The organism is Streptomyces sp. NRRL S-337, from assembly GCF_000720175.1.
Taxonomy (GTDB): Bacteria; Actinomycetota; Actinomycetes; order Streptomycetales; family Streptomycetaceae; genus Streptomyces; species Streptomyces siderophoricus.
In genome coordinates, this window is the sequence record NZ_JOIX01000038.1 from 40,038 (window position 1) to 66,673 (window position 26,636).

At 68.5% G+C, this 26,636-nt stretch carries 28 protein-coding genes; 20 read left to right on the plus strand and 8 right to left on the minus strand.

The features are described 5' to 3' along the window. Positions 1-123: 123 nt before the first annotated feature. The 6 genes from IG62_RS43370 to IG62_RS0124690 all read left to right on the plus strand — a co-directional run bounded on the left by IG62_RS43370 (position 124) and on the right by IG62_RS0124690 (position 6,612). On the plus strand, positions 124-2,712 hold the full coding sequence (locus IG62_RS43370; protein WP_051798519.1) for a hypothetical protein: 2,589 nt from the start codon (positions 124-126) through the stop codon (positions 2,710-2,712). A 14-nt stretch (positions 2,713-2,726) separates the two neighbouring features. After that, on the plus strand, positions 2,727-3,176 hold the full coding sequence (locus IG62_RS0124665) for a hypothetical protein (protein ID WP_030807301.1): 450 nt from the start codon (positions 2,727-2,729) through the stop codon (positions 3,174-3,176). A gap of 85 nt (positions 3,177-3,261) precedes the next feature. Then, a complete protein-coding gene (locus IG62_RS43375; protein WP_051798520.1) occupies positions 3,262-5,553 on the plus strand; it encodes a hypothetical protein in 2,292 nt (763 codons plus the stop codon). A gap of 49 nt (positions 5,554-5,602) precedes the next feature. Next, positions 5,603-5,791: a hypothetical protein gene (locus IG62_RS0124680; RefSeq protein WP_030807307.1), complete on the plus strand. Its 189-nt coding sequence runs from the start codon at positions 5,603-5,605 to the stop codon at positions 5,789-5,791. Positions 5,792-5,829: 38 nt separating this feature from the next. Continuing rightward, positions 5,830-6,030: a hypothetical protein gene (locus IG62_RS0124685; RefSeq protein WP_158795092.1), complete on the plus strand. Its 201-nt coding sequence runs from the start codon at positions 5,830-5,832 to the stop codon at positions 6,028-6,030. An 84-nt stretch (positions 6,031-6,114) separates the two neighbouring features. Then, positions 6,115-6,612, plus strand: a complete 498-nt coding sequence (locus tag IG62_RS0124690) for a hypothetical protein (protein WP_030807312.1) — start codon at positions 6,115-6,117, stop codon at positions 6,610-6,612. An 81-nt stretch (positions 6,613-6,693) separates the two neighbouring features. Here IG62_RS0124690 and IG62_RS0124695 read toward each other — a convergent pair whose 3' ends face one another. Further along, positions 6,694-6,912, minus strand: a complete 219-nt coding sequence (locus IG62_RS0124695; protein WP_030807315.1) for a hypothetical protein — start codon at positions 6,910-6,912, stop codon at positions 6,694-6,696. 92 nt (positions 6,913-7,004) lie between these two features. On the opposite strand from IG62_RS0124695, the gene IG62_RS0124700 reads away from it, so the two are divergent. From IG62_RS0124700 to IG62_RS47360, 13 genes are all read left to right on the plus strand, one after another. Then, the gene (locus IG62_RS0124700; protein WP_030807318.1) at positions 7,005-7,787 is read left to right on the plus strand and encodes a hypothetical protein; all 783 of its coding nucleotides are present in this window, start codon (positions 7,005-7,007) and stop codon (positions 7,785-7,787) included. Between the two features lie 258 nt (positions 7,788-8,045). After that, complete coding sequence (locus IG62_RS43380; RefSeq protein ID WP_063755392.1) at positions 8,046-8,438, plus strand: RRQRL motif-containing zinc-binding protein; 393 nt, start codon at positions 8,046-8,048, stop codon at positions 8,436-8,438. Positions 8,439-8,542: 104 nt separating this feature from the next. Next, positions 8,543-9,097 (plus strand): hypothetical protein, encoded by a 555-nt coding sequence (locus IG62_RS0124710; RefSeq protein WP_030807323.1) that lies wholly within the window; start codon positions 8,543-8,545, stop codon positions 9,095-9,097. 4 nt (positions 9,098-9,101) lie between these two features. After that, entirely contained in the window at positions 9,102-9,386 is a 285-nt protein-coding gene (locus IG62_RS0124715) for a hypothetical protein (protein ID WP_030807326.1), read from the plus strand. 111 nt (positions 9,387-9,497) lie between these two features. After that, positions 9,498-10,082, plus strand: coding sequence for a hypothetical protein (locus IG62_RS0124720; RefSeq protein WP_030807329.1), 585 nt, complete (start codon positions 9,498-9,500; stop codon positions 10,080-10,082). 76 nt (positions 10,083-10,158) lie between these two features. Next, positions 10,159-11,112 carry an ATP-binding protein gene (locus IG62_RS0124725; protein WP_030807332.1) on the plus strand — a complete coding sequence of 318 codons (954 nt, stop codon included), beginning with the start codon at positions 10,159-10,161 and terminating at the stop codon, positions 11,110-11,112. A 603-nt stretch (positions 11,113-11,715) separates the two neighbouring features. After that, positions 11,716-12,024 carry a hypothetical protein gene (locus tag IG62_RS0124735; protein ID WP_030807335.1) on the plus strand — a complete coding sequence of 103 codons (309 nt, stop codon included), beginning with the start codon at positions 11,716-11,718 and terminating at the stop codon, positions 12,022-12,024. A gap of 114 nt (positions 12,025-12,138) precedes the next feature. Then, positions 12,139-12,486 carry a hypothetical protein gene (locus IG62_RS45075; RefSeq protein ID WP_420711101.1) on the plus strand — a complete coding sequence of 116 codons (348 nt, stop codon included), beginning with the start codon at positions 12,139-12,141 and terminating at the stop codon, positions 12,484-12,486. Between the two features lie 162 nt (positions 12,487-12,648). Next, positions 12,649-15,429 (plus strand): cyclophane-containing RiPP biosynthesis TPR protein HaaT, encoded by a 2,781-nt coding sequence (gene haaT / locus IG62_RS0124740; protein WP_030807338.1) that lies wholly within the window; start codon positions 12,649-12,651, stop codon positions 15,427-15,429. Between the two features lie 160 nt (positions 15,430-15,589). Then, positions 15,590-15,781 (plus strand): HaaA family cyclophane-containing RiPP peptide, encoded by a 192-nt coding sequence (haaA, locus tag IG62_RS49910; RefSeq protein WP_030807341.1) that lies wholly within the window; start codon positions 15,590-15,592, stop codon positions 15,779-15,781. 13 nt (positions 15,782-15,794) lie between these two features. After that, positions 15,795-16,958: an FxsB family cyclophane-forming radical SAM/SPASM peptide maturase gene (locus IG62_RS0124750; RefSeq protein WP_030807343.1), complete on the plus strand. Its 1,164-nt coding sequence runs from the start codon at positions 15,795-15,797 to the stop codon at positions 16,956-16,958. Between the two features lie 41 nt (positions 16,959-16,999). Then, complete coding sequence (gene haaN, locus IG62_RS0124755) at positions 17,000-17,479, plus strand: cyclophane-containing RiPP N-acetyltransferase HaaN (protein ID WP_030807346.1); 480 nt, start codon at positions 17,000-17,002, stop codon at positions 17,477-17,479. A 475-nt stretch (positions 17,480-17,954) separates the two neighbouring features. Then, entirely contained in the window at positions 17,955-18,692 is a 738-nt protein-coding gene (locus IG62_RS47360) for a hypothetical protein (RefSeq protein WP_158795093.1), read from the plus strand. A gap of 214 nt (positions 18,693-18,906) precedes the next feature. Here IG62_RS47360 and IG62_RS47365 read toward each other — a convergent pair whose 3' ends face one another. The 5 genes from IG62_RS47365 to IG62_RS0124785 all read right to left on the minus strand — a co-directional run bounded on the left by IG62_RS47365 (position 18,907) and on the right by IG62_RS0124785 (position 22,275). Further along, positions 18,907-19,134, minus strand: a complete 228-nt coding sequence (locus IG62_RS47365) for a hypothetical protein (RefSeq protein WP_158795094.1) — start codon at positions 19,132-19,134, stop codon at positions 18,907-18,909. Positions 19,135-19,214: 80 nt separating this feature from the next. Next, the gene (locus tag IG62_RS0124770) at positions 19,215-19,442 is read right to left on the minus strand and encodes a hypothetical protein (protein ID WP_158795095.1); all 228 of its coding nucleotides are present in this window, start codon (positions 19,440-19,442) and stop codon (positions 19,215-19,217) included. A 56-nt stretch (positions 19,443-19,498) separates the two neighbouring features. Beyond that, a complete protein-coding gene (locus IG62_RS0124775; protein ID WP_030807355.1) occupies positions 19,499-20,080 on the minus strand; it encodes a hypothetical protein in 582 nt (193 codons plus the stop codon). 204 nt (positions 20,081-20,284) lie between these two features. Further along, positions 20,285-21,382 carry a ParB/RepB/Spo0J family partition protein gene (locus tag IG62_RS0124780; RefSeq protein ID WP_051798522.1) on the minus strand — a complete coding sequence of 366 codons (1,098 nt, stop codon included), beginning with the start codon at positions 21,380-21,382 and terminating at the stop codon, positions 20,285-20,287. Then, positions 21,379-22,275 carry a ParA family protein gene (locus IG62_RS0124785; RefSeq protein WP_420711100.1) on the minus strand — a complete coding sequence of 299 codons (897 nt, stop codon included), beginning with the start codon at positions 22,273-22,275 and terminating at the stop codon, positions 21,379-21,381. Before IG62_RS0124785 ends, IG62_RS0124780 begins: the two co-directional genes overlap by 4 nt. A gap of 1,142 nt (positions 22,276-23,417) precedes the next feature. Between IG62_RS0124785 and IG62_RS47370 the strand changes: the two genes are divergently transcribed. Next, positions 23,418-24,236: a hypothetical protein gene (locus IG62_RS47370; protein ID WP_158795096.1), complete on the plus strand. Its 819-nt coding sequence runs from the start codon at positions 23,418-23,420 to the stop codon at positions 24,234-24,236. A 359-nt stretch (positions 24,237-24,595) separates the two neighbouring features. Here IG62_RS47370 and IG62_RS0124790 read toward each other — a convergent pair whose 3' ends face one another. Next, positions 24,596-25,966 carry a helix-turn-helix domain-containing protein gene (locus IG62_RS0124790; protein ID WP_030807364.1) on the minus strand — a complete coding sequence of 457 codons (1,371 nt, stop codon included), beginning with the start codon at positions 25,964-25,966 and terminating at the stop codon, positions 24,596-24,598. Between the two features lie 166 nt (positions 25,967-26,132). Continuing rightward, on the minus strand, positions 26,133-26,426 hold the full coding sequence (locus IG62_RS0124795; protein ID WP_030807368.1) for a hypothetical protein: 294 nt from the start codon (positions 26,424-26,426) through the stop codon (positions 26,133-26,135). Positions 26,427-26,636 lie beyond the last annotated feature (210 nt).

Sequence of the window (26,636 nt, forward strand, 5' to 3'; positions counted from 1 at the left end):
TGAAGTTCTTCTTCATCACCGCCTCCTCCTCGCCGCCTGGAGCACCCCACGGCGCGCGCGTGTCGTGCGCGCGCGAGGGTCCCTCAGGCGGTGACCGTCTGTCAACTCCGAGAGGGAGACGTCATGGCCGACGACGACGGCCCGAACAACCTGATCCACTTCCCCCGCGTGGGCTACACCGCCCCTGCTGAACCCCCCGCGGAGATGCCCGGTCCGGCCCCGGCCGACGTGCCGTTTGCGGCCCCCGCCGACGTCTCCACGGACACGCCTGAAACGTTTGCACTCGCGACGCGGACTGCTCCTTTGGACACCATCGCGGCCCTGCCCGAGCCCGGTCTCGGAGCTCCGTTCACCGCCGATTCGCAGCCCGCTGCGGCCCCCGCGGCGACGGGGGCGATGCTGCCGGCGACCTTCCGCTCGGAGAGTTCGCAGCCGGCCGCGCCGCGCCTGGGCGCGCTGTCGCTGGCGGCGATCCTCGCGGTGTCCCTGGCGGCCATGCGCGGCATCCACTCCGCCATCGCGACGAACCGGGCCAACCGGGAGCAGCGCGAGGCGGTCGCGAAGACGGCGAGCACCGGCAAGGACGGCTCCTTGGGGGACGGCTCGAAGAAGCAGGTGCAGCCCAGTCACGAGTACGGCCGTAAGGTCCTCCAGCGCGGCCCTGGCGCCCTGGGAGGGCGCTCCGGAGGCGCTGGTCCGGGCCGGCCCGGGTGGGGCGGCAGCGGGGCGTACAGCGGCTCGGGAGGTCGAGGGCGCGGCGGGATGACGACCCGGTCGCCCAGCGGTGTCGGCGGCGGCGCCCGAGGCGGTCGCAGTGGCGGTTCGGGCGCCGGGCCCGGCCGCTCCAACACCGGCTCCGGCAAGGGCGGCCCGGGGATCACCCCGCTCAAGCGCAGCTCCCAGGGAGGCGGCCCCAGCCTCAAGAAGAACCGCGGTCCCGGATCCTCCGGCGGATCGGGCGGTTCGGGAGGCTCCGGCGGCAGCAAGGGCCCGAGCAACAGCGGCGGCGGTGGCGGCGGGCGTAAGCGCTCCCCCGGCAGCCGCGGCGGGTCCGGCTCCTCGGGGGGTGGCCCGAGCACGAACAGCAAGCGCGGACCCGGCAGCACCGGGCCCGGGGGTTCGTCCGGCAGCCCCGGCAAGAAGCGCGGGCCCGGCGCCGGATCGGGCAGCGGCAAGGCCGGTCCCACCAGCAAGAGCCCCGGCAAGGGCACGGGCGCGGGCGGCGGGAAGACCGAGCCCGGCGCGTCCAGCTCGAAGGGCCCCGGCACCGGCAAGGGCACCAGGTCCGGCACCAAGAGCGGCACGAAGAAGTCGCCGCGCGGGACGACCGGCCCGTCCGGGATCCTGCGGAAGAAGCCCGGCATCACCACCTCCGGCACCGGCCCGAAGTCGAAGGGGAAAGGCATCACCGGCCCCGGCGGCGCGGGTACGACGGCGTCCGGCAAGGGCGGCGGCAAGAAGGGCAAAGCCCGCTCCGGCAAGAGCGGGACCGGTCCAGCCTCGGTGCCCAAGGCGCCGGGCGGGAAGTCCCGCAAGGGCAAGAAGATCACGCTCACGCCGGGCATCGCGCACGGCACGTTCGCGGCGGCGGACAAGTACGGCTGCCGCTGCCGCAAGTGCCGACGCTTCAAGAAGGAGTACGACCGCAAGGTCGCCGGGGCGATGAAGTCCGCCGCCCGGGGCCGGACCACCTTCGGCGAGGCGGTGTACGAGACCGCTGAGAAGCGCCTCAAGCGCCGCCGCAAGAAGATGGGCCCGCCGGTCGTCACAAAGGTCAAGGTCAGGAAGCCCAAGAAGAAGACCGGCCCGAAGACCAAGACCACCAAGCCCAAGAGCCCCAAGCCCGCCGGCCCCGCTGCGAAGGCGCCGACCGGCCCGGCCGCGAAAGCACCGACCCGTCGCACGCCGTGGTCCACGGCCAAGGCACGGGCTCGCAAGCGCGCCCGGATGCGAACCACCACGGTGCCGGGCCCCCGCCCGGCACCCGCGACCGGCCCGGCCACGCCACCGGGACCAGCTGCCCCGACCACCGCACCGCCTCCAGCCGCCGCGGTCGCCGGGGCCACCACTGCCCCGGCCCCGCCAGGCGGGGACACGGTGCCGGGCACCGGCGAGCCGCGCCTGTCGCCGTTCGAGGCGATGGGCGTGGCGACGGCGGTGTCCGCTCCGGTCGATCCGATCACAGTCAAGCGGGCCGACTCCCCCGGATCCGCACCGGAATCATCCGGCGCGGGCCGGCCCGCCGGCACCTCGAGCACGAAGGAGAACAGCGTGAGTGACGCCTGGCTGACGAAGTGGGGCAGCGGCAGCGTCGCGGAGATGGACGCACAGCACGAGACCGAGGTCACCCTCGATGACAGCCTCGACCTCCTGGAGGAGCTCACCGAGCAGTCCTTCAAGGCGCACGAGACGTGCCGCAAGCTGGCGTCGAAGGCGCGGGAGATCCGGCACGAGCTGGACGAACTCGCCGCCGACCTGCGCTCCACCCACAACGTCATCGGCCGTATGACCGGCGCCGCGTTGGCCAAGCTGGCGGAGTCCATGGAGGTCCTGGCCCGCAAGGCCGACGAGATGTCCACGAAGTCGCTGACGGCGGCGGAGCTCTCCGAGAGCGCGGAGAACGCCATGTTCGACGCCTACCGGCCCCTCGTGCAGGCCACCGAGGACGCGGGTCTGGTCGTGCCCGCCGCCCGCGTCCACAACGAGAACTGAAAGGAGATCAGCACGTGAGCGACAACCTCCCCGCGATCCCGGGCATGAACAACGGGGCGGCCAGCGGCACCGGCAGTGCCAGCACGGGCAACGGCTTCCTCGCCCTGGCCGGCCGGACCGCCAAGCTCGCCGCCTCCGCCCTCTTCCTCAAGGAGGGCATGCACCTGCTCCGCTCCCACATGCAGGCCAACGCCGGTGCGGCCATGCGCCTGTCGGAGATGTGCGGCCAGGCCGAAGTCGAGCCCCGCTTCACCTCGATGATCGAAGACGTCTCCACCTCCCTGACCAGGGTGGCGGAGGCGTCCGGCGAGATGGTCAACGCCGCCGACGCCGTCGACACCGATGCCCGCGGCTTCAACGGCGCGCACGACCGGGAGTACCGCCCCGGCTACGAAGCCTCCAACGGCTCCGGAGTCCGGCAGGCCAAGCCCGGCTTCTACCGGCGAACCGGCCGCCGCCGCTGAACAACCCCCACCCCGCCGCAGCAGGGCCGCACCCGGACCTCCGGGCGCGGCCCCTGCTGCTGCCTGTCCTTGAACGGAGGCAGTGTTGAGCACCATCGACCAGGCGGCGCCGGCCGCCGACACCACCAAGCGCGTCCCGGGCCACGTCATCTACCGGCGCGTCCTGGCCGAACGCACCTCCTACGCACTCGCCGCGGCCGGGATGATCGTCGGCCCGCAGCTCGACGACAGCGCCTGGTCCTACCTCGCCTCCGGCGGGATCGGCCTGGGCACCCTCGCCTGGCTGTACGCGAAGACCAAGGACCCCGACCAGGGCCTGGACATGCTGACCCGGGCACAGCGGGCGATCCCGTTCCTGACAGCCGCCGGCACCTACATGGCGAACCTGATCACCCCCGGCTTCAACTGGTGGGAGGTCGTCGCCCCGGCCGCGTGGGCGTCCCTGATGGGATGGATGGCGCCGCTCACCCGCAGCGCCGGCCTGGTCCTAGAGCTCACCGAACACCAAGACCAGCAAGGCGCCGGACCCGGGGAGCCGCTGACCTACACCGAGTTCCTCGCCGCGAAGTGGCAGCAGGCCACCGGTGACGGCACCCGGCTGGTGTCCATCACCCCGTTCCGCGCCGACCGCCCCGACTTCGAGGCCATCGTCGTCGCCCAGGCCGGGAAGGCGGTGCCCACCTTCACGGACGTGCAGCTGGCCGCCGCATTCGACTTCCCCATCGGCACCGTGAAGCTGCGCCCGGTCCAGGGCTCCGGGCCCGGCCGGATGAGGCTGGTCGCCCGCCCCACCTCCGAGGACGTTGAGGCCGTCGCCGAAGGCATTCGCGGTCTGTGGGAGACCGCGGTCGCCGCCCCGGGCAAGGCCGCCCCCGGCGTCGACCTGGTCGACTACCGGGCCGAACCGCACCGCATCGTGCTGCTGGTCGCCTCCCCTCCGGGCAAGGAGATCCACCTGCCGCACACAGCGATCTGCTCCGCCTTCGGCATCGACGACCCCTCCCGGCTGGTCATCGAGACCGACGGCATCCGCCAGGGCGTCGTCTCCATCTACAAGACGAACCCGCTGATGAAGGTTCGCAAGGCCACCGTCGAAGACCTGGCGATGGACGCCAAGGGCCGCGTCACTATCGGCGTCTGCCACGACGGCAAGCCCGCCCGGATGCGGCTGTGGGACCCGAGCCAGGGCGCGCTGCGCGGCATCACCGCCGGTGTCACCGGCGCGGGCAAGTCGGTCCTTCAGAACCTGATCCTCGCCGCGGAGAAGCGCTCCGGCGTCGTCTCCTGGGTCGGCGACGTCCAGGGCGGCATGTCGCTGCCCGAGGCGGAGGGCCGGGTCGACTGGTTCGCCAAGGGCCCGGTGGAGACGCTACTGATGCTCACGGCCGCGCACGCGGTCATGAAGTACCGCGAGCGGATCTCCAACGAGATGGGCCGCGGCGACTTCGCCCTGAACCGGCCCTGGCCGCTCATCAACATCACGCTGGACGAGATCAACCGGCTGCTGTCCCACCCGGACGAAGCGATGCGCAAGGCCACCGCCTACCTCATCGCCGACATCCAAAAGACCGGCCGCAAGGTCGGCATCGGCATCCGGCTCGCCGTGCAGTCCCTGCACCTCAAGGACCTCGGTGACGACGACGCTATCCGCCAGCAGGGCAAGGTTGGCGCGCTGTTCCTCATGCGCACTGCCTCCTCCTCCACCAAGGAGATGGGTCTGGACGGCATCGCCCCGGCCGGTTTCCAGATGGAGAACATCCCCGCCCGGATCTACGAGAACGGGCAGATCGAGGCGCTGTTCTCCGGCAAGGACGACGAGGACGGCGAGTCCACCGCGGGCATGGCGTACATGTTCCTGGACGGGCGCGCCAAGTTCATGCGCACGTTCTTCGCGGAGAAGGTCGACGGCGTCTACCCCGACCTGATCGCCCTGTACGGCGACGAACCGCCCACCGGGCTGACCGAGGGCGAGGCCAAGCCCGCGCAGGCCGGGGCCGCGATCTACGGCGTGCGGCACACCAACCCGTACGCCGACTGCGACACCCTCGCCCAGGCATTCTCCGACGCACCCGGCAGCGAGCCGAAGGCCGGCACCTCGGCCCCCGACGCCGACGGCGACAGCGGCGATGCACCTGCCCCGTTCGAGACGCCGTTCGGCATCCCGTTCGGCGACAGCGGTCCTGACATCGGGGAGGAGCCCGGCCTCCAGGACCAGATCCTCGACCTGCTCACCGACGGCCCCAAGAGCCTCAAGCAACTGCGCGAGGCCCTGCCCAGCTTCCAGCCCTCCAGCGTCAGCAACGCCTGCACCCAGCTCAAGGCGAAGGGGCTGGCTACGTCGCTCAAGCGTGGCCACTGGGAGCTCGCCGACAGCTGACCCGCACCACCCACCCCGCTCACCACTCACACCGAAGGAACCGATTCCCGTGGTCCTGTCGATCTCCATGGTCCTGCTGCTCGGCATCGCCGTCTTCTTCCTCTGGAAGACCGGCTACCAGCGGATCGTCCCCGGCATCGTCGTCTGCCTGTTCGGCTTCTTCCTCGCCAGCACCGGCATCGCCCCCACGATCACCGCCACCGTCACCTCGGTCGCCGGATGGATCAGCTCCCTGTGACCCGCCCCGACTCGCCCCACGTGAAGGAGAACACGACGATGACGAAGCACCGCCCGCTGGTCCTGTTGGTCGACGACGCCGCTGACGTCCTCGCGGCCAGCCCCAAGGCCCGCGCGCTCGTCACCGAGCTGCTGCGCACCGGCCGCCGCAACGGCCTGGTGGTCCGCTCCGAGGACCGCCGGCCGCTGTGGCAGTACCCGACGGTCGGAGCGCTCGAAGCCGCCGCCGACCGGCAGTAGCCCCGCCCGCTCCCCCACCCCTGCGCCCTCCCCGCCCGACCGGCGGGGAGGGCGCCCCGCGTCTGCCCTGAAACGGAGATCACCGTGGACTTCGAGAACATCACCCGCCCGCTCACCGACGACGAAGCCAAGGCCGAAGCCGAGCGGATCATCGCCCGGTCCTTCCAGCACCCGCTGCCGCCCGTGCGGCACATGCCGACGTCGTTCCGCGACGACACCCCACTGCCCGCGTACGGCGACACCCCGCCCGTCCATCAGGACGACAAGCGGATCGTGCCCGCGTGGGCGGCCGGGATCGCGGTGGCCTCCATCGGTGTCGGCGCCGGCATCACCGGCATCGGCTGCGGGGCCTGGCTGGTCCTCCAGGGCCTGGCCTCCGTCACGCTCTACGGCGTGCTGATGGTGACCCTCCCCTTCGCGGGTGTCGCGATGGTCGCCACCGCGATCGGCGGCGCGTTCAGCAAGGCCCGCAGGTCGGTCTCCAAGACGGTCTACGGGGGCCCGGTCGTGCAGAACACGCAGATCAACAACACCAGCAACCAGCGCGGGATGTTCTCCCGCACCCGCAACGACATCCGCTGAACTCCGGGCCCCCTGCCTCGTATCCGACACCTCGCCCGCGGGCCGGACTTCGGGTGCGGGACAGGCCGTCCGGCCTCGCGGTCAGTCGTAGTCGATCCAGATCCGGCCGTCGCCGTCGACCTCAGCCCCCCGGATCTGCCCTCCGACGATCGCGCCGTTGATCGTCACCTCGACGTCGTAGTCCACGTCGATCCACAGCACACCGTCGTCGTCGGTGAACGCGGGCCAGATCGTCCCGTCCGTGTCCACGACCTCGTCGAAGACGACTTCCTCCGGCTCATCGCGGGTGAACCACCCCATCGCAGCCGCCCCCCTCTCTCCGGGCCCGTCGCACACAGCTTGGCCCACTCACACGCTCCGCGAACACCACATCGACACCTAGGAGTTGCCCCGTGCCGACCAACGACAACGCCCCCGGCCACAACCGCCAGGAGCTCGCCTACCTACCCGTCCCGTTCCCGAAGGCGCCGCCCAAGCCGCCACGGTTCGCCGTCCTGCGCGAAGGGGTGCGCGACTGGTGGAACCGGGCCTGGGACGTCGACGGTGTCCTGTACGAGATGTGGGACGACGTCCTCAGCGCCCCCGAGGACGGCCTCCGGTACATGGCGCCCTGGCTGCGCGCCGCGCTGACGACGGCTGGAGTCGCCTTCGTCGTGCTGATGGCCAAGGCCGCCGGCGAAGTTGTCCTCCAGGCGCTGCACCAGATCCTCACCGCCGTGCCCAAGGTGCAGGTCGGCGTCGACACCTCCAGCGGCGTGGCCTCTGTCGTCGACCAGCCGGTGCGCACGTACATCGCGCAGCATTCCGCCGGCCTCCCGGTCGCGGCCTCCACCGTCTACACGCTGTGGCTGCTCACCGGCATCGTCGGCCTGGTCCTCGGCTGCCTCTCCCGGAACAACGGCGTGCGGGCGATGTGGACCGCGTGGGGCGCGGCCACCGTGTTCATGGTCTGGACGACCACCCCGCAGGCCAGCCGCTCCGTCGCGGCCGGGCTCGCCGTCCTCGCCTGGACGTTCCTGTCCGCCTTCGCGATGCGCGGCCTGACCCTGCGCCGCCACGTCGGCGCCGGCCGCCCCGCGAAGGTCACCGTCAAGCCCGAGATCCACGTCCCCGTCCAGCCCCCGGCCCCGGCCGCCGAACAGCACCCGCACAGCGGCTGCCCGTTCCGGAACTGACCTCCGGTCGCTCCGTCTGGTCCTCGCCCACCCGCTTCCGGGTGGACGAGGGCTGGACAGGCCGACCGGCCACCTCGCACCGCGCCCCGCCGACATCAGCACGACGTCGGCGGGGCGCAGCGCTGTCCACCGACCATTGGAGGAACCGCTCGTGCTCATTCCCCGCCCGCGCCGCCTGATCGGCCGGGCCCGCCCGCAGCGTCCCGGTCCCCGCTACCCGCACCACCCCGACCGGCTGCCCGGCGCCTGGAGCAGGTGATGCCGCGTCCGAGGAAGAAGCGCTACCGCCGCGAGGCCGCCCGGGTGCCGCGCAGTGACGCGGCGCTGCCCGAGTACGACCGCAGCACGGTGCCGGAAGGCTTGGTCACCAGGCGGCAGTTACGGGGCATGGGCCTGAGCGCCGGCAACAACGAGGGCCCGGTCGCGATCCTGCGCTGCAAGCTGTGTGCCACCCGGCCCCAGTGGTCGTGCGCCCACCCCACCCGTGGCTATCTGCTTCGCCTCGACCTTGCCATGCCCAAGAGGACGCCGACGCTCGCTCAGGAGTGGGCCCTCGATCGGGCGATGGCAGCGAGGCAGACCTGCCCGCGTTGCCACCGGCGCTACTACTTCTGTCTCCCGCTGCGCACCCAGGGTGTCTGCGACCCCTGAGACAAGGGCTACGAGCCCAGCGCCGACACCTACATGTCGTCCCGGGCCCCGGTCGTGCATCGACTGGCCGCCTGACCAACGATTCTCTGAAGGAGAACTCACCCATGGCACTGAGCCTGTTCACCCGCCGTATGGACGTGCAGGATCCGGCGACTTGGACGCCGCCGGGCACGATCGTCGTCCAGCGCTACCGCAACGTCGTCGGACCGGCAGAGGGCGCGGTTGTCCTCGTCTACACCGCCGACAGCGACTGCCGCAGCGCCTACTTCGCTACAGCCTGCCTCGGCTGCACCTACCGCATGTCCGGCAGCGACCGCCGATCGCCGCTCACGCAGGCGAAGGCCGCCGACCTCGCCAACGCCCACGCGGCCACCTGCCACGCGATGAACTGCGGCGTCCCGGCAGCGCCCAACGACACCGAGGCCACGCGGATGGTGCGTTCCCGGCTCTGGGGCCTGCGCCCGCACGGCACCAGCCCCCACTACGTCCACCTCACCGACTTCCACGTAGACCGCGTCGATCTCCAGCGCGACGCCGCCTTCATCAAGAAGACGATGGTGCAGCTCACCCACACCGAGCCGCACTTCCTCACCTCCAGGACCATCCACGACGGCAAGGGCACCCAGTTCCTGGTCCAGCCGCACCCGCCCCGGGGCTGACTCGGTGCGCACCCGAACCGCCGTGCTCCTGACGGCCGTCGTGCCTGCCGCGGTTGGCGCGGCCGTCCTCGCGCTCAAGGCCGGCCACTGGCAGCTGTACGTCGACCGGCACCGCATCGAGCTGACGCCCCGCCCTCGCCGCTCTTGCCGCAACTGCCGGGGTGCGGGCGGCTGGTGGATTGGTGGCCCGTTCCCGGAGATGGAGGCGTGCGGCTGCTGGTCCGGCCGGCACGAGCTGCGCCTCCGTCTCCTGCCCGTCCCGCCCTGGCCGGACGAACCCCCGTTCTGAACGACCCGACCCCGGCCACACCGGCCGGGGCGGGGCCGCCGGGTGGCCGCGCATCGGCAAAGGGCCGACCACCCCGCTCCTTCACCCTCCTCGAGATCAGGAGACCTCAGCATGCCCCGTTTACTTATCACCACCGAGCGCCTGGCCCTCTTCGGCACCCTGCTGGCCACCTTCGGGGAGCTGCATCCTCTGTGCGACCACTGGGTGCAGGGGTCGAAGACGGCTGTGCGCAAGCGGCTGTACGGCGAGGACCTGGTCCACGCCGACGGCACGCCCGCCGACCCGGACTCCACCCGCCCGACCATGACCACCAGCGACCTCGGTCGGCGTGCGGTGGCCTGCCATGTCGCGTCCTACACCGCCGTGCAGCTCGCCGCGACCATCAGCATCACTCGTGCGTTCGGCTACCGCGTCACTCCCACCGCCCTGCTCGCCGGCGCGGCCATCAACGCTTCGACGCACGCCGCGATCGACCGCGGAGCCGTCCTGCTGTGGCTGGCGAAGAAGACCGGCAAGACCAGCTACATCGAGCACTGCAAGGCCGCCCGCCTCGACGACGACGGCAAGGCCACCTCGGAGCTCACCGGGCCGGGCAGCGCGTGGATGGAGCTGGACGCCGCCCTGCACCGCTCCATCGGCATCGCGGCCGCCGCTGTCACCACCTGGCTCACCACCCGACCCGACGCCCGCCACTGAGCCTCGCCTGCCTGGAGAACCCCGGGCAGCGCCTGAGCTGGTCCGCCCCATCCCTCGACCCGCAAGGAGAACACGAATGACCTCGCTGACCTACCCGCAGCTGCCGGAACGCTGCCTTGTGGTCCTCATCGGCGCATCCGGCGCTGGCAAGACGACGCTTGCCGCCACCTGGCCGGCCTCGCAGGTCCTTTCCCTGGACGCCCTGCGCGGCACGGTGAGCGACGATCCGGGCGACCAGGAGGCGACCGCTGACGCGGTCGATGCCCTGCACCTGCTCCTGGAGCGCCGAATGGCCCGGCGGCTGCTCACCGTGGTCGACGCCACGAACGTCACCAGGGCGGCCCGCGAACCGCTGGTCGCCGCCGCCAAGCGACACAACATGCCTGTCATCGCAGTCATGCTGTCTACCCCGGCGTCCGTGTGTGTCGAGCGGCAGCGCCCAAGGCCGGCCGACCGCACAGTGCCGGACGACACGGTCCGTCGGCAGCACAAGGCGATGGTCCACTCCCACCCCGGGCTGGCGTCAGAGGGCTTCAACGAGGTCGTCTTCGCCGACTCGCTCGGCCAGCTGCTGCCGCATCTTCGAAGGCTGAGCGAGGCCCGCAACGCTGACCTTGGACTCGACGGCGGTGATGGCTTGGGCGACCTGCTGCTCGTACGCCGGGTATTCGGCTCGGAGATCCTGCCGCTGTGGCGGTGGAAGCCCGGCTCCGACGTCGCCGACGGCGACCGCGTCGCGGAGATCCGGCTCGGACAGCAGTACCTCACCCTTGCCCTGCGCACCGACGTGGACGACGAGGGCGACTACGGGTTCGACGTGATGCTGCCGTGCCCGCACAACGACGAATGCGCCGGCTACGCCTGGGCGCCCGCCTACAGCATCACCTGCCTGTTCCGGGCGCTGAACGGTGACCTGGACACCAGCGACGACATCGTCTGCACCGTCCACACCGGCGTCGAGGACTTCGATCAGGAGGCCGATGACCACGCCCTGCAGGTCCTCTGCGAAACCGCTGGGAGCGTGCGATGACCTTCCGCGAAACCAGCGCCTTCCCCGACTGGACTGACTGGCAGCTCACCCGCGAAGCCCTGCACCACGCGCCGCGTTCTCCGACGGAGAGCAGCGCATCACCGAGCTGTTCACCGAAGAGCAGGTCCACCGGGTCAAGACGTACCTGGCCGCCGGCCGTCCCGACACCGAGCGCCTGACCGCCATCGAAACCCGCCTGAAGGCCGTCCCCGATGGCTGGCCGCAGCGCAACAACGACGCCGGTGTCATCGAGGACGCCAGCGGCCACCCCATCGCCATCCTCGGCACCAGCGGCGATGTACGTCTCCCCCTCGGAGAGTTCCTCGTAGCTGTTCCCGCCGATATCGAGTGGCTTGCTCAGCAGCTGAGGCGGGCGTGGGCGCAGCTGAACCAGCTGCGCGACCGGATCGACAACGCCGGAAGCCTCATGGACACCAACCACATCGCCACCGCCATCGATTACGTCCGTGGCTCGCGCGAGAGGGAGTGAGACTCAGTCCGCCGCCCGCTCGCCCCAGCTTGATGCGTGGGCCCGTTCAGGCTTCACAGCATGTGGGGGCCTGACCTGCGCGATCCATCTGGACTACCAACAAGGAGGGCCTCATGGCCGCCCAGAACCGCCAGTTCGACATCTTCACCACGCTCAGCGACTGCTTCGCCGCGGACCTCGCCGCCTTCATCGGTGACCAGCCGGCGCGCGGCGCCACCCCAACCGGCTTCATCGAGCTGGTCGAAGACGTCCGGGACGTCCTTGCCACCGCCAGCGTCGGCCACCTCCAGGACGCCAGTGCGGAGCTCGACTCCGCCGCCACCTACCTCACCGACGCCCTGAACAGCACCACCGGCGACCGAAGTTCGCTTCTGGCCTGGGCGCGGACCCACCTGCGGGACGCCATCGCCACCGCCTGCTGAACCCTCCGCTGAGTTGAGCGCATTCTGTGCCGCCCCGACCCACACCCACCGGGCCGGGGGCGGTCGCAGCAGCCCCTCAACCCACCAAGGCACGAGAGGAGATAACGCGCCCGCATCCGCGAGGCAATCGACCGCCTCTTCTCCGGGACCGACACCCGCTCCAATGGAAGCCTCACCATCGTGGCTCTCGCCGCCGAAGCCGACGTCCACCGCATGGCACTTCTTAAACGACACTCCGACCTGAAGAACGAGTTCTACGAACGTGTCCAAAACCAAACGCACCAGACCCCCGGTGTCGAAAAGCGACTTCGCGAAACCGTGGTCAAGCTGAAAAAGACCATCGAGTCGTGGGCGACAACGTCCTCCCCTTCACCGCACCACCCCGATAAGCCTCACCAGGCCACCGGCCTCGACACCTCCCGCTCCCTCGGCCGTCTGGGGTCCAGGTCCATTGGCGCATAGGTGACCTTGACCAAGTCCCATGGGGCTGGTCGGCTTGGCTGGTTGGGACGTCCTTCTGGGGGTTGGGTACGTGTTCAAGTCGGCTCTGCCTGCGCTGTTCCGGTCCGATGGCCGGGGAGCGGGGCTCATTGGGAATTGCGCAGGCGACCTGGTGACGCGCTCGTGAGAGCGAGGCGCGGCGCGACGATTGCCGTCATCGCAGGCGGGGGCGCGATCACCACCATGCTCGTGGGCTTGGTCACTAACGCCGTTTCCCAACAGTCGCACTGGCCTTCATGGCTGGGATGGTTGCAGGTGCATCCCTGGCTTTCGTTCGTCCTTCTGGGGGTGGTCACGGCCGGGCTGACGGCGTTGCTTGCCGCATTGGACGGTCACCAGGCACCGGGGCAAAGCCTCGAGCCGACAGTGCGCCCGGATGAAGGATCAGGGCCTCCCGGGGCCGCCCTGGTGCTGCGGTCGCTGCCGCGAGATACTGCGGCGTTCACCGACCGGTCGGCCGAGCTGGAGTCGCTGGTGCGCTCGGTACGCGCCGCGCAGGAGACCGGTGAGGCCCTGCTGGTCCACGTCATCGACGGGATGCCCGGAGTAGGGAAGACGACCTTCGCGGTACACGCCGGGCACGTGCTCTCCGAGCGGTTCCCCGACGGGCAACTCTTCGTCAACCTGAACGGGCACACAACGGGGCGCAGCCCGGTGCAGGCGACCGAGGCTCTCGCGTCGCTCCTCGCGGCCACTGGTGTGCCGGCGCAGCAGATACCCGTGGGCGACGACGTCGGGGCGATCACGGAGGCGCGGGCCGCCATGTGGCGGAGCAGGCTCGCGGGCAAGAAGGCGCTGCTCATCCTCGACAACGCGGCCAGCTACCGGCAGCTGGAGCCGTTGCTTCCCGGTGGGAGCGACTGTCTCGTGCTGGTGACCAGCCGCAAGCGGCTGGCTGCCCACGAGGAAGTGGTGCTGCCGGTCGAGGCGCTGCCGTCCGACCACGCGGTGGACCTGTTCATACGGCTCAGCGGGCGGACGGTGGACTCACTCGACCGGGATGTGGTCGAGAATCTGGTGCGGCTTTGTGGGTATCTCCCGTTGGGGGTGTCATTGCTCGCCGCGCGGTTACGGCACCATCCGTCCTGGAGCGCCGAGGATCTGCACGAGCGGTTTGTGGCGGCCCGGGACCGGCTCGGAGAACTGCGCGCCGGAGAGCGCGCTGTCGCCGCGACATTCGATCTGTCGTATCGGGACCTCGCACCGGAACGCCAGCACTTCTTCCAGTGCCTCGGTTTTTACCCGGGCGCGGACCTCGACGCGCACGTCGGGGCCGCGCTCGGATCGGTTTCCGTGGTGGTAGCCCGCCGGCAACTCGACGCGCTCTACGACGCCCACCTGATCGACGAACACCCAGGGAGCCGTTACAGGCTTCACGATCTCCTACGCGACTACTCGCGCGGTCTCGCTGACGAAGGAGACGGCATGGACCACGTACAGGCCGTTCAGCGTGTGTGCACCTACTACCTGGCCGCTCTGGCCGTCGCGAATGAGCACATTGTTCGCGGCGGCTCCGTAGTGCCACCTTCAGCGGACGACGCGGGACACATCGAGACTCCAGCCATGGAATCGCGAACGGCGGCCCTGGGATGGCTGGAGAACGAGCGGCCCAACATCCTGGCCTGCATCCGGCAAGCCGACGGGCTCGCTCTGCACGACCTCGTGATCCGTCTGGCCGCGGCCATGGCACCCTTCCTGCGGCAGGCCGGACCCTGGGACCAGGCCGTCGGGCTTCACCGGACGGCGGCCAGGGCCGCCCAGCACACTGACGACCAACAGGCGCTGGCCGGGGCTCTGGCCGAACTCGGTGTCGTACGACGCTTCATGGCGTCCTATCCCGAAGCGACCGAAGCCCTGAACGAGGCTGTGACACGGTACGACGCGGTCGGGGACCGACGTGGCAAGGCGGACGCCCTGAACCAGTTGGGCATCGTCTGGTACCTGACTGCGGACAACGATGCCTCGGCCCACGCCCAGACTGAGGCGCTCGCCCTCTACCGCGAACTCGGGTACCGGCTCGGTCAGGCCAACGCGCTGGCCGACCTCGGCATGGTGCGGCGCCAGACCAGTAGGTTCGATGAGGCCGTCGAGGCCCAGTCCGAAGCACTGTCGATCTACCGCGAGCTTGGCGACCGGTACGGGGAGGCCAACTCCCTGCGGGACCTGGGCATCGTGCACTGCCTCATGGGCGAGTACGGCCTGGCCACCCAGCGGCAGCGCGAAGCGTTCGACATCTACAAGGCACTGGACGACCGGGTCCACCAGGCCTACGCCCTCAACGAGTTGGGCGTGGTGCAGCGACTCACAGGTGATCTCGACGGTGCTCACGATGCCCACACCCAAGCGCTGGAGCATTACACCGAGCTCGGCGAACGCTTCGGCCGCGCGAACAGCATCCGCCACCTTGGGGTGCTGGACCGCTTGTCGGGCGACGTGTCGACGGCGATCTGTGTCCTCGAGGAGGCTCTGGAGATGTATCGAGATCTCGGCAGCCGTGGCGGCGAAGCCGCCTCGTTGAGCGAGCTGGGGATCGCCCGCGGGATCGTCGGCGAGCAGGACGGTGCTGTTGAGGCATTCCGGCAGAGCCTGGAGATCTTGCGCGATCTCGGCGATCGCTGTGGCGAAGCGGAGGTACTCAACCACTGGGGAGCGCTACTGCGGACGTCCGGCGCCCCGACCTCCGGACGCCAGCGCTTCGAACAGGCGCTGGTTCTGGCGCGGGACATCCGTTGTCCGTTGGAGGAAGCACGGGCGCTGGAGGGGATCGGCCGCTGCGATTGGACGATCGACAGCCCCGCGCAGGCTGAGGGGATGCTGCGTGAAGCGCTCACCGTGTACCGGCGGTTGGGCGTGAGTGCGCCGGCCGACGACGTCGAGCGGCTCCTGGTGTCGCAGACGGGATGAGCTGGAGCGAAAGACGTGACCATTTTCCGCATGTCGCGGTGAGTGGCGACACTGCTACGTTGCGAACCGATCTATAGCTTCAACAGCTTCACCTGCCCGTCGCTTCATCCGCCATCGCAGCGTGCCGGTCTCCCGGCACACCCACCACGAGGAGCGTTGAATGCCGCCCAGCTCGAATGTTCCCTCCCCTTCGGCCTCCGGCCCGGACACTTCGGAGTCCGCGCCCCGTCCCGAAGTTCTGGACCGTGTTGCTGCCCGCGTGCAGCGCCGCCTGGCGGCTGAGCGGGCCGCCTCGAACAGCATCGGGGACGGCGCCCACGCCGCCTCGCTGATCTGGCCGTGGCCGCTGTAGTCGCTGCTGCTTGATGACACAGACGCCACTTCATACGCCGTTCCACACCTTCATCCTCAAGGTCGCAAATCGATGCAATATTGATTGCGACTATTGCTATGTCTTCAACTCCAAGGACCAGGCGTGGCGGAGCCTGCCTGCGCGGATGAGCGTGGAGGTGGCGCGGGCGGCGGCTCGGAGGATCGCCGAGCACGTGGTGTCGTACGGACTGCGGACCGTCCACATCGTGCTGCACGGTGGCGAGCCGCTGCTCGCCGGGCCCCGGCACCTGGGGGAACTTCTCCACGTGCTCAAGGACGGCATCCCGTCCGACGTCGAGGTCCGCTTTGAGCTCCAGACCAACGGGACGCTCGTTTCGGAGGCGTGGCTCGACCTGTTCGAGCAGTACGCGGTGACGGTGGGTGTCAGCCTCGACGGGCCGCCCGCCGCGAACGACCGGCACCGGCTCACGCACGCCTCCCGGTCGAGCACGGCCTCGGCAATACGGGGCATCGAGCTGCTGCGGTCCCGGCCTGGGATGTTCGCGGGGCTGCTCGCCGTGGTGGACCTGGCGAACGATCCCGTGGAGGTGCACGACTACCTTGCGGCGTTCGAGCCTCCGGTGATCGATTTCGGGCTGCCGCACGGAACCCATGACACGCCGCCGGATCGGAATGATCCCGCCGTCCCGGAGTACGGAGCATGGATGAGCCGCGTCTACGACGCCTGGCTTGCCCGGCCCGAGTACCAGCACAGCGTGCGCATGCTGGAAGACATCGTGGCGCTGAGCTCTGGCGCGCACGGTGCGGTGGAGACCCTTGGACTCGCCCCGCCCGCCAGCGTTGTGATCGAGTCCGACGGCTCCGTTGAGGGCGTGGATACCCTGCGGTCGGTGGAGGAGGGCGAGTCCCGGCTCGGGCTTGACGTCTTCAGTGACTCATTCGATGCCGCCATCCATCACCCCAAGCTGCTGCATCGGCAGAAAAGCGGGACGGCCGCCCTATCCGAGGAGTGCCAACGCTGTCCGCTGGTGCCCGTATGCGGCGGCGGCTACCTGCCGCACCGCTTCAGCGCGGCACGCGGGTATCGGAACCCGTCCGTCTACTGCGCGGACCTGGCGTATCTCATCCGACATGTCCAGGGTTCTCTACAACGGCACGGCTGGGCGCTCGGGGCTGCTGCCGCCGGGTCCTCGTAGCCACTGTGAACGACAGCGCAAACGACAGGAGTTGCACGCCGATGACCGTGACGATCCGGGCCGCCGAGAAGAGCGACGTCCAAGGGCTGGCTGAACTGATCGAGGAGATCGAGCGGTTCTACGGCACGGCCGACGCCGATATTCAGCCTTTCGACGAGCGCGAGGACCAGGTCGAGGGAGCACTCTTCGGCTCACCGCCGCTCGCCTCCGCCCTGCTGGTTGAGGACGAGGAGGGGGATATCGTCGGACTCGCCGCGTATTCGTTCCTGTGGCCGTCGGCGGGGTCCACCCACTCCCTCTTCCTCAAGGAGCTGTACGTCCGTGACACGCTCCGTCGGCAGCGTGTCGGTGAACGCCTCATGAACGAGCTTCGCGCTATCGCCGCGGCGCGCCCCGGGTGCACCCGCGTCGAGTGGATGACGGACCGCGATAACCCGGGTGCCCGAGCCTTCTACAAGTCGCTCGGGTTCGCGGAGTTCGACGGGAAGATCGTCTACCGGGTCGAGATCAGCAAGGCATGAGAAGGAGATGGGAACGAGCGGGGCTGTGAAGGAAGAGCGCTGCGAACGGTGTGAGTGCATCATCGGGCGCGGGTTCAGCGGCGTGTTCCAACAGGGCTGGTGAGGAGTATGCGTAGCGCATCGCGATCTTCTCGTCGAGCCCGAACGCCTCGGCGAGGTGCCCACGAGAGGGAGGAGCCCGTCAGCGCGTGCCAGCGGGCTCACCTGACGCAGATTGAGTCGCCTAACGCCACAGCCCCTTCTGCCTTCTCTGTGGTCCGCCGGTGGCCGCCAGCCTGCCGTGCCTGATCGGCGCCGTTCTCGCCGGTGTTCTTCGCCTGTTTCTTTGCTTCCCAGATGACCCACCGGGCGCTGTCGAAGATCCAGACGGCGTCCGGCTTGGCGGCTCGCCGTCGCGAGGTCTCCGTAAACGGTTCGGCGCACGTTGAATCACACCCGGGTCGAGTTGAAGCGAGCCATCGAGGACCACAAAGTCGTGGTGGCAGCCGACTTATACGCCCTGGCCTGGCAGCAGGCAGCCGGTGCACCACCGAGCGAAACCAGAGAACAGCGCGCACAACTGCAGGTGTACAAGAAGACCCTCGGCTCCCGACGTTGGCGGGACGAAGAGCGACAGCAAGCGGCGCAAGCGCGGCTTTCGAAGCCCCCACAGCAACCAGAACGCCCGGCCGCTCGGCCGCCCCGGCCGGTTGTCGAACAACGCCGCAGGGTGCAGACATCGCCACGCTCGACGGTGCGGTCATCGGCTGGCAGCGACGCCCTGCAGTCGGCAACAGAGGGAGCCCGCTCGAGGACACAGGCCCCTCCCCCGGTCGTCAAGCGGAAGCGGCCACATCGTTCTGCAGAGCCCGAGCCAGCCCTGCTGGACGCCGGCCAGTTGCTGGAGGTCCCGACTGAGCTGCGCACGCTGCTTGAGCAGATTGCCCGTGACGGCGCCACGACCACCTGGACGCTGATCCGCAAGCGTCTGAAAGGACTTCCCCGTCTCCACACGGACGACCAGTGCGTGGTCCTCTGGATGGTCGACGATGAACGCCGGAAGGACGAGCCACTGCTCTCCGCGCTGGTCACCGTCGGGAACCGCCAGGTGCATCCACGCTATCCAGCGATCGTCGAACAGCTCGGAATCCGGACCGGGAGCATCCCATCGGGGCAGAGGACAGCCTGGAGCTACGAAGTCCTCAAGGCGCGTCAATACTGGCGTCACCGCTGAGATACCTGCGCAAGCTCGACGCTCCGCGTGCCGAACGACAAGGAAGGCCCGGCCCCACAGAACCTCTGTGGGGCCGGGCCTTCCTTGCGTTTCGTACATGCTCGCCTGAATTCGGCTTCCAGGCAGTCGGGGCAGCGGGGCGACTTAACCGGGTTAACTCCGTGCATGGCGGAGGGGCGGAACCCGGGTCTTCGGGGCCGCCCCCCTGCGGCACTCAGATCCAGGTGATCACCACGTGAACGTGATGCACCACATAGATCGTGGTCTCCCAGAGCGCCGCGCCGGCGATGGCGTAGAAGGTCGCGCCGAGCCGCGAGATGGGATCAGGCAGCCAGTGCCTGGGCGGCTTGAACTCCCCTGCCCCGGTTTCCCGCACCGGCTCGTCGATTCGCGGGGTCGGTTGAGCCGACGGCTCAGAGGTTGCTGTGCGACGATTGAACATGGTGTGTCCTTCGGATATGCCATGGGCCGGCCCCTCATCGGGTGTTGTGAGAGACGGTCGGTGAGTGGGCGGGCCCGTTCTTAACCTCGGTTCTTGAAACGCAGGATGGACGTGACAACGCCAGGGACAGTGGCGACCACGGTGATGAGGGACTGGAGAATCTCGGAAGAGACGCCCGTTGCGAGCAGCGCACCCATCATGAGCACCCCAGTGAGGACAAGGGTGGCGAACGAGGTCCTGCTAAGGACCACGCTGATTTCTTCGTCTTCCCGACGCTGTCGAGCCTGGATCGCATCGGCCTTCTCCATGATTCGTACGTAGCGTTGGTCGGTTAGTGCCTCTCGTCGGGCGGACTTGCCGGGCATCAGGAACCCCCTTCCATCTGTTCCGCGAAGAACGTCTTGACTGCCTTCAGGTCGGTCACCGCGCTGATGCGGGCGTCGGCTTTCGTGGTGCCGACGGAGTTGATCGAGACGCCCAGCCGGGACGCGGTCAGCGCCATGGGGTAGGCGAAGATCCTTCGGGCTTCGAAGATTCGCTTCATCGCCTCGGGCATCGCGTCGATGACGTGGAGTGCCTTCATGACCTCCGTGTCCGCGACGTCGGCGAAGATCACGGCGTACTCGTGGTCGGTCCAGTCCCTGCCGGTCCAGGAGTCAGGTACGTGCTTCAGTGCTTCCCTTGCGTAGATCCGCACAAGTTCGTGAAGGGACTGCACTGCGCGTTTTTCCTGGCGTACCCAGTCGGCGCAGAGACGGGCGTATGCATCCTCCACGACGCATTCGGTGTCCACGCGGGGGTCCGCGCACGTGGTGAGAGCGATCCGCCGGCAAGGGGTGTACTGCTCAGCGATAAGTGCGCGCTGCACGGCAACAATCGCAGGCGTCTTCTCGTAGAACCGGACGCGACCCTTGATGAGGGACCTGCTCTCGATGAAACGGGCCACCGATACCTCCTTTCGATTCGAACCCCACCGAGTACCTACGGTGGCAGGTCCTTGGACCGGCGCTGTGGTGCTACTTAGGGGAACCACGACGCGACAGCCAGCCCTTCAACGGGGCCGTGAGGCAAGGGAGATGGGGCACAAAAGTGGAAGGCCGTGTTCCAGACCTCGCGGTCTGAAACACGGCCTTCCGTCAGGTGTTCCTACTTACTGTTCGCTGTCCGGTTCGGGTAGATGACGCGTGACACGGTCCAGGCGCTCTCGCAGCTTGGCCACCAGCTTGTCTGCCTCGCCCTGATCGACGGTGGCTGCCTCTCGGTACGAGGCCGCGATGCCCTGCATCTCGGCAGCGAAGTCGACGGCGCGCTCGACGTAGCGGGAGAACGCGGCCACCGGGTCCGCCGCAGGCGCGTCGCGATTAACCGGGTTAATCGTCTCGACGGGTGCAGCGTCCGCTGATTCCTGGGCTGTCGTCTGCGAGGGCAACGCAGGGTTGGCGACGGCGACCCCCGCATGCGTCGTCGCCGGCTCGGCCGAGGGCGTCGTGCTCGAAGAGCTGCCACGCGGCTTGCGCGGAGACTTAACCCGGTTAATCGCCTTGTCGGCTTCGGCGTGCTGCACCTCGGGGGGCATGCTGCCGATCCGGCGTCCGTCCTTCACCGTCAGCTCGCCGGTCTCGACCTTTTCCTGCAGGTCTTCGGGAAGCTTCAGCAGAGCCAGACGCTGGGAGACCCATGCCGGGGTCTTGCCGAGCCGGGCGGCAACTTCCTTCTGCTGGCCGTGAGTCTGGACCAGCTGCTGAATCGCCTTCGCCTGGTCCAACGGATCGACGTCGACGCGGTGGATGTTCGCGATCAGAGCCGACTCGAGGATGTCCGCAGCGCTCGCGGCCAGATCGTCGTTTACGTCGATCCGCAGTTCATCGATACCGGCCAGGCGTGCGGCGGCCAGTCGGCGGTTGCCGTCGATGACCACGTACGAGGCGTCCCCGAGCTTCTCCTCCTGACCTTCGTGGGCCTTGAGGAACGCCTCGCGGCGGACTACCGTCACCGGCTGAATCTGTCCCTTGGCCTTCAGCGACTCGGCGGTCTCCTCGACGTCGGTGAGTTCCTCGCGCGGGTTGTACGGATTGTGGGCGAGCTCGGCCAGCTTCACCGACGCCGGCGGACGCTTGCCCTCACCGTTCATGATCTGCTGACGCGTCCGGACCCGGCGAGGCTCAGGAGCACCGCCGTCCTGCCCCTCCTCATCCAGCGTGAAGCCGCGCGTCACGCGCTGCTGCTGCTTCGCCTTGGCCTGCCTCATACCGCGAGCTCCTTCGCCAAGTCACGCATCGCCTGCGCGTGTTCACTGTCAGGTGCGTACTCCAGCAGCGGGATCTCACCGTCCGCGGCCTCTCGGCCCTCCTTGAGGTCCCCGATGACGGCGAGGACGGTGGGGGAGGTGCTGCGCTCCCACTGGTCGCGGTTCTCCTTGACCAGCTTGCCGCGCCGGCTGTCGTACGCGTTGATGACCAGACCCAGATAATCGACGGTGATGCGTCCCTTGCGGCAGAGGTCTTCCATCTGCGAGCGCAGAAGACGGAAGGCCCGGTGGGAAGCCTTGTTTGCCCACACCGGCGTGATGACTCCGGAGCGGTCGGAGAGTTCGCCGTCGCGGCGACGAACGTAGTACAGCGCGGTGTCCATGTTCAGGCCGAGGCTGGGCGGCCCATCGATGATGATCACGTCGTAGTCGCTCTCCAGCGGCTCCAGGGCCCTCTCGAGAGCGGCCTCGCTGAAGGAGACCTTGGACAGGGCGACGTCGCGCAGGAACGCGTCGTCGGATGCGGGCAACAGGTGGAGCCGCTCTCCGAAGCGCTCGTGGTCGAGTGCGACCAGGAGATCGTGGATATCGCCCTTGGCGGTGCCGTCCATGTGCATCAGCAGCGTCTCGACGTCGTCCTCGTACATGAGGTCCTCGAAGCCCAGCTCGGCCGTGAGGTGACCTTGTGGGTCGTAATCGACGATCAGGACGCGATGGCCGGCCTCGGCGAGAGCCTGGGCCATCCCGCTGGAGATGAACGTCTTGCCGACGCCGCCCTTCTGGTTGGCCACTATGACCCGGACGACAGGCTGGGCCGTCAGTGGAGTCGTGGGGGAGGGGTGAGCCTCCAACCACATCGTCAGTGCCTGGGCGAGGCCCTTCACATACGTCACGCCTCGCTCGGTGCAGGCAGATTTGAATGCGTCAGGTTCCCCCGCAGGCAGGAAGGTGCCCCATGTTCGGGCACCGTCTGTCTTAACCTCCGGCACGCTCGTGGCGCTGTACCAGGCCTTGATGGCGACTTCGACTGCGTCCTGGATGTCCATGCCATGCTCAAAGGCACGGATCTTCAGGTGCCGACGCAACTGAGGAGTGAGAGCAGTAATTAGCTTCTCTCGGTCTCCTCGTGAGGTTGGGATGCTCATACGGCCGAACTTTACTAGGTCCCAAGGTGGATCTGTCCACACTCGCCGACCGAGTCCCTCTTGAGCTGCTCGCAGGACTGCGACACACCTGCTTCCTCATCTCTCCTGCCCCGGTTTACTCGAGATTGGTCGGGATTAAGGTGTGTTGACCAAGGAGATCTCTGCGGGCCTCATGCAATGGTCCGCGCGGGTGCAGGATGCGCGCCGACGGGTGCGTGAGGCAGGACCAGCAGAGCGGGCGGCGCGAATTCGCTACGGCGCGCAATGCCGCCGGGAGGCGTTCGCCTATCTCGCGAGAGCCTGCGGAGTACTGAGGTCCTGGCCAGGCACGGCACAGGTCGGCGAAGAGGCCGTGGCGGCCGCCCAGACGATCGTTTTGGCATGCGACGCACCGGAGATCCGCAAAGTCCTGCCCCTACTCACCGCAGCCGCCCAGCAGCGCCGCATCCCACCGCTGATGATGGCCCAGGCGACAGATGCCCTGTGCGTCGCCGAGCGCCGTCCGCAGGTCTATGGAACGGCCAAAGACCATCCGGTCGCTGACGAAGCCCGCGCCGAAAACCTCCGTGCCCTCATCGGGCTCCCGCCATTGACCCCAAGCACCCTTGCCCTTGCGTACCGACCAGCGCTCCCTCTATACCCCGGAGCGCCAGGCCGAGGTGCCCACCGACCTGTCTGTGCTGGACGGGCTGTTGGCCGAGCTGCCTCCGGTGGGACCACTTCCGCGCACGGTGCGCCCAACAGTGGCGCCGCAAGCAGCATGGGGGTGTGCGTACTGCGGCGGTGCGGCCGGCCCTGAATGCGACGAGCTCACGGCCAAGGGCAGAACATGGCGGGTCTGCTCGGTGTGCGCCAACTGCCCGGACACGAGTGAGGGCCGACTCTTGGACATGCTGACCACCAAGGGCGGCCTCGCGCTGGAGATCGCCCGCGCGACATCGGCGCTGGCACGCCATGAAGGATTTCGACTGCCGATGCGGTACGAGGACCTTCGCTGCCGGCCGAACCACCGTCCGCAGCCGCGCTGGCACCATCTCCCGGCCTCTGCAGTGGACGCGCTGATGACATTCGCCGAGCACCGTCGTCCGCCAGTCACCCCGGTCGTCATGCCCGCACAACGCCCGGCTCGTCGTGTCCATCCGGGAATGCTGATGAACGAAAAGGCGTGGGCGATGCTCGCCTGGCCCCCCGACGCAGAGCTAACCGCACTACAGGTGGGGCAGGCGCTCCAGCTGGCGCCCCCCACACTAAGTAAGCGTGGCTTGAGCGTTGGCAAAGTGGCCGAGCTGCTAGCGGTCTTTGCTGATCCACCGCTATGGCTGCTCGACCTCCACCGGCTCCTGGCGACACAGCGCGCCACCAACCAGGCACGCCAGACCGCTGTGGCGCGGGCCGGAAACACAGCACCCGTGGCACCGACGTCTGACAGGGATGCCCGCTTGGTGGAGCTTGTCGACGCCCTCTTCACAGCGACCGAACCCGACTCTCGCTCGATCCCGGCACTACCCGGGCGGCCGCTGGCACGTGCGCAAGGGCGGCCGCATCCGCAACTGTTGGTCAGCGCAAGGGCCCAGCGATTGCTCGCCCTGCCCGCCGACCATCCCCTTTCCCCCGCCGAGATCGGCCGCGCTGCAACTCGACTGCTCAACCTTGATCCAGCATGGGTTGGACATTTGCACAGCCGGAGAGCTGACAGCCGGGTTCACTGAGCCACCGCAATGGCTGGTCCAAGCCCACGCCCAACTGGCCGCCCAGAGCACCGACAAGGCGGGCAGCAAACCAAGCACCAAGCCCCTGTCCCACGCTGGCCCCCCGCATCCGGACCTCCTCATCTCCGCCAGAGCACAGAAAGCACTGGGGCAGCCGCACCACACGAAAATGTCCGCGACTCAGGTATGCAAAGCACTTCAGTACGCCCACCCTTCTAAGACCGTGAAACGCCACCTGGCTCACGTCACAACCGCCGGCGCGTTCGCAGCCTTGGTGCACAATCCGCCGAAGTGGCTGCTCGACGACCACCGCAACCTTGCCACCGCGAGGAGCGCCGCATTTCTGAGATAGGAGCGGACTACAGCAGGCCGAGGCTGCGGGCCCAGTCAGCGACTGCCCCTCGGTTGCGGTCAGTGAACAGATCCGCGTTCAGTTCGCCCGCTGTGGATATCAGGCCGGTCTCGGGCAGTCCGAATGCCTGCACCAACTCGTTGCTGACCAGTGCCACGGCTTGGAGAAGGCCCCGGCCTTGGTCTGCGATGTCGTCCAGAACCACGGTGACAGCCGTGGAAGTTGAGGCGCACGCCTGGGTGCTCGTGGGAACCCTCTGACCGTTCCCGCGGTCGACTCTGTCGATCCGCAGTGGGAGCGGCTTTGCTGTCTGTTCCAACGCGAGCACGGGGTTAACGGCCGGGTGGGACACGAGACTATTCACCAGCGTGCCATTCACCAACGCCGTGCCGGTGGCGCCTGTGCGATCTCTGGCGTGCCCTGCCAAGAAGGCCAGCGAGCACAGCGCTGCGTACACCACTTCACCCGGTTCGACGAAGTAAAAGGACGACGGCTGATTGGGGAAGGACGTGTTGCCGGCCAAAGGCCAGGCGAGGGTCGCGCTGCCATCACGGTGCAGTTCGGCCCGCCTGGAGTAGCCGTCGCTACCCTCGCTGCACACCAGACGGCGCTCACCTACGGTGATGGATCCGAGGGTGCGATGGCCCTGGCCCAGGTGAAGCACTGTGGCCCGCAACTCGGTGCTGTACCGAGCGAAGGACTCCCCGTTGATCACCATGTCACCCGGCACTTCCGGAACCACGGTGACGATGAGGTGCGGTATCGAGCGCCTCCTGATGGCGTGGACGATGTCACTTTCGACGTCTTCCGCCCGCTGGTCGCGTTTCGCCGCTGCGGCGTACCGTGCGCGGTAGGCCGTGGCGACCACGGTTTCGGTGAGCCAGTCCGTCTGGCTCCCGCTGCGCCGCGGGTACCGCAGGGCGTCTTTCGTCCTTTTGGTGGGAGGTGCTGTCACGGCGTGTGGTGCTTGGGGACTGCGCGGGACGGCCAGGAGCAGAAAGCCCACGCTGGGGTTCTCAGGGTTGGGCAGTCTGATCGCTTGGTAAGGCACTGGTGGCGCGGTGTTGTTCGCGACAACCTGACGTATGTGCCGCAGAAGCCTGTCGTCCAGGTCGACATCGAAGACCTTGCTGGGGACCCCCTTGGTTTCCGCTATGCCAATGATGAGCACGCCGCCAAGGTGATTGGCGAAGGCTGCGATGTCCTTCGCTAGCTCCTCTTTGCCTTGATCTTCAGTCGAGTAGTGAGCCTGCTTGTAATCCAGGTCTTCAGACTCGGCCGCATCCGGGTTGCCAACCAGGTCGGCGACGTCTTTGTACTGCAGCCTGTCCAGCCGCCCACCGAGCAGATCTTCCAAGCGTCGCAAGCGCATCACCATACGCGGACACTACTGGCCTCGCCGTCACTCCTGGAGCCGTATAGGTACGGCCGGAGCCAGGCATCCTGGACACCACCTAACTCGGCTGGCGGCCGACGCATCACCCGGGATGGAGCGTCGTGAGCTGATGGCGCCGCCGGACCTCTGCTCCTGCGTCGCCTTGGTGTCAGGGGCCGGTGAGGATGGCGTGGGTGCCGATCCGGCGCCACACGATGTGGCGGGTGCCGCGTATCTTCTCCTGGCCGTACTGCCATGTCGCGCGGCCGTTCTGTGCCCAGGTCAGTTCGTAGACGCTGGGGGCGATGCGTACGCCCTTGACGCGCAGGCCGGGGCGGAACAGCCCGGTGCGCAGGTCGGGGACGAAGGCGTCCAGGACGACGCGGTGGAAGCGTCGGCGTTGGGCGGGGGTGAGGTGCTGGAGGTCGGCGGTGAAGCGGGGGAGCGTCTCGAAGGTGGGCACGGTGGTCTCCTCCGGGGCAGCACGGCGAAGCCCCCGGCGGTTGCCGGGGGCTGATGGGTGGTCGTCCGTATAGGGGCGGTGCTCGTTGGTGGTGCGCGTTCCTTGGTGCTTGTTGGTGCTCGTTGGTGTTGGTGTCGCACGGTTCGTCGGGTGGCGGTGGTGGGTGGTGTGAAGGGCTGCCGGAGAGCGATGACACTGGCTTCTCGGCCG

Coding starts and splice junctions, on each gene's coding strand:
- IG62_RS43370 (WP_051798519.1), top strand. CDS start 124: ATGGCCGACGACGACGGCCCGAACAACCTGATCCACTTCCCCCGCGTG.
- IG62_RS0124685 (WP_158795092.1), top strand. CDS start 5,830: ATGACGAAGCACCGCCCGCTGGTCCTGTTGGTCGACGACGCCGCTGAC.
- IG62_RS0124695 (WP_030807315.1), bottom strand. CDS start 6,912: ATGGGGTGGTTCACCCGCGATGAGCCGGAGGAAGTCGTCTTCGACGAG.
- IG62_RS43380 (WP_063755392.1), top strand. CDS start 8,046: ATGCCGCGTCCGAGGAAGAAGCGCTACCGCCGCGAGGCCGCCCGGGTG.
- IG62_RS0124710 (WP_030807323.1), top strand. CDS start 8,543: ATGGCACTGAGCCTGTTCACCCGCCGTATGGACGTGCAGGATCCGGCG.
- IG62_RS0124720 (WP_030807329.1), top strand. CDS start 9,498: ATGCCCCGTTTACTTATCACCACCGAGCGCCTGGCCCTCTTCGGCACC.
- IG62_RS0124725 (WP_030807332.1), top strand. CDS start 10,159: ATGACCTCGCTGACCTACCCGCAGCTGCCGGAACGCTGCCTTGTGGTC.
- IG62_RS0124735 (WP_030807335.1), top strand. CDS start 11,716: ATGGCCGCCCAGAACCGCCAGTTCGACATCTTCACCACGCTCAGCGAC.
- haaA (WP_030807341.1), top strand. CDS start 15,590: ATGCCGCCCAGCTCGAATGTTCCCTCCCCTTCGGCCTCCGGCCCGGAC.
- IG62_RS0124750 (WP_030807343.1), top strand. CDS start 15,795: ATGACACAGACGCCACTTCATACGCCGTTCCACACCTTCATCCTCAAG.
- haaN (WP_030807346.1), top strand. CDS start 17,000: ATGACCGTGACGATCCGGGCCGCCGAGAAGAGCGACGTCCAAGGGCTG.
- IG62_RS47365 (WP_158795094.1), bottom strand. CDS start 19,134: ATGTTCAATCGTCGCACAGCAACCTCTGAGCCGTCGGCTCAACCGACC.
- IG62_RS0124770 (WP_158795095.1), bottom strand. CDS start 19,442: ATGGAGAAGGCCGATGCGATCCAGGCTCGACAGCGTCGGGAAGACGAA.
- IG62_RS0124780 (WP_051798522.1), bottom strand. CDS start 21,382: ATGAGGCAGGCCAAGGCGAAGCAGCAGCAGCGCGTGACGCGCGGCTTC.
- IG62_RS47370 (WP_158795096.1), top strand. CDS start 23,418: ATGCTGACCACCAAGGGCGGCCTCGCGCTGGAGATCGCCCGCGCGACA.
- IG62_RS0124790 (WP_030807364.1), bottom strand. CDS start 25,966: ATGGTGATGCGCTTGCGACGCTTGGAAGATCTGCTCGGTGGGCGGCTG.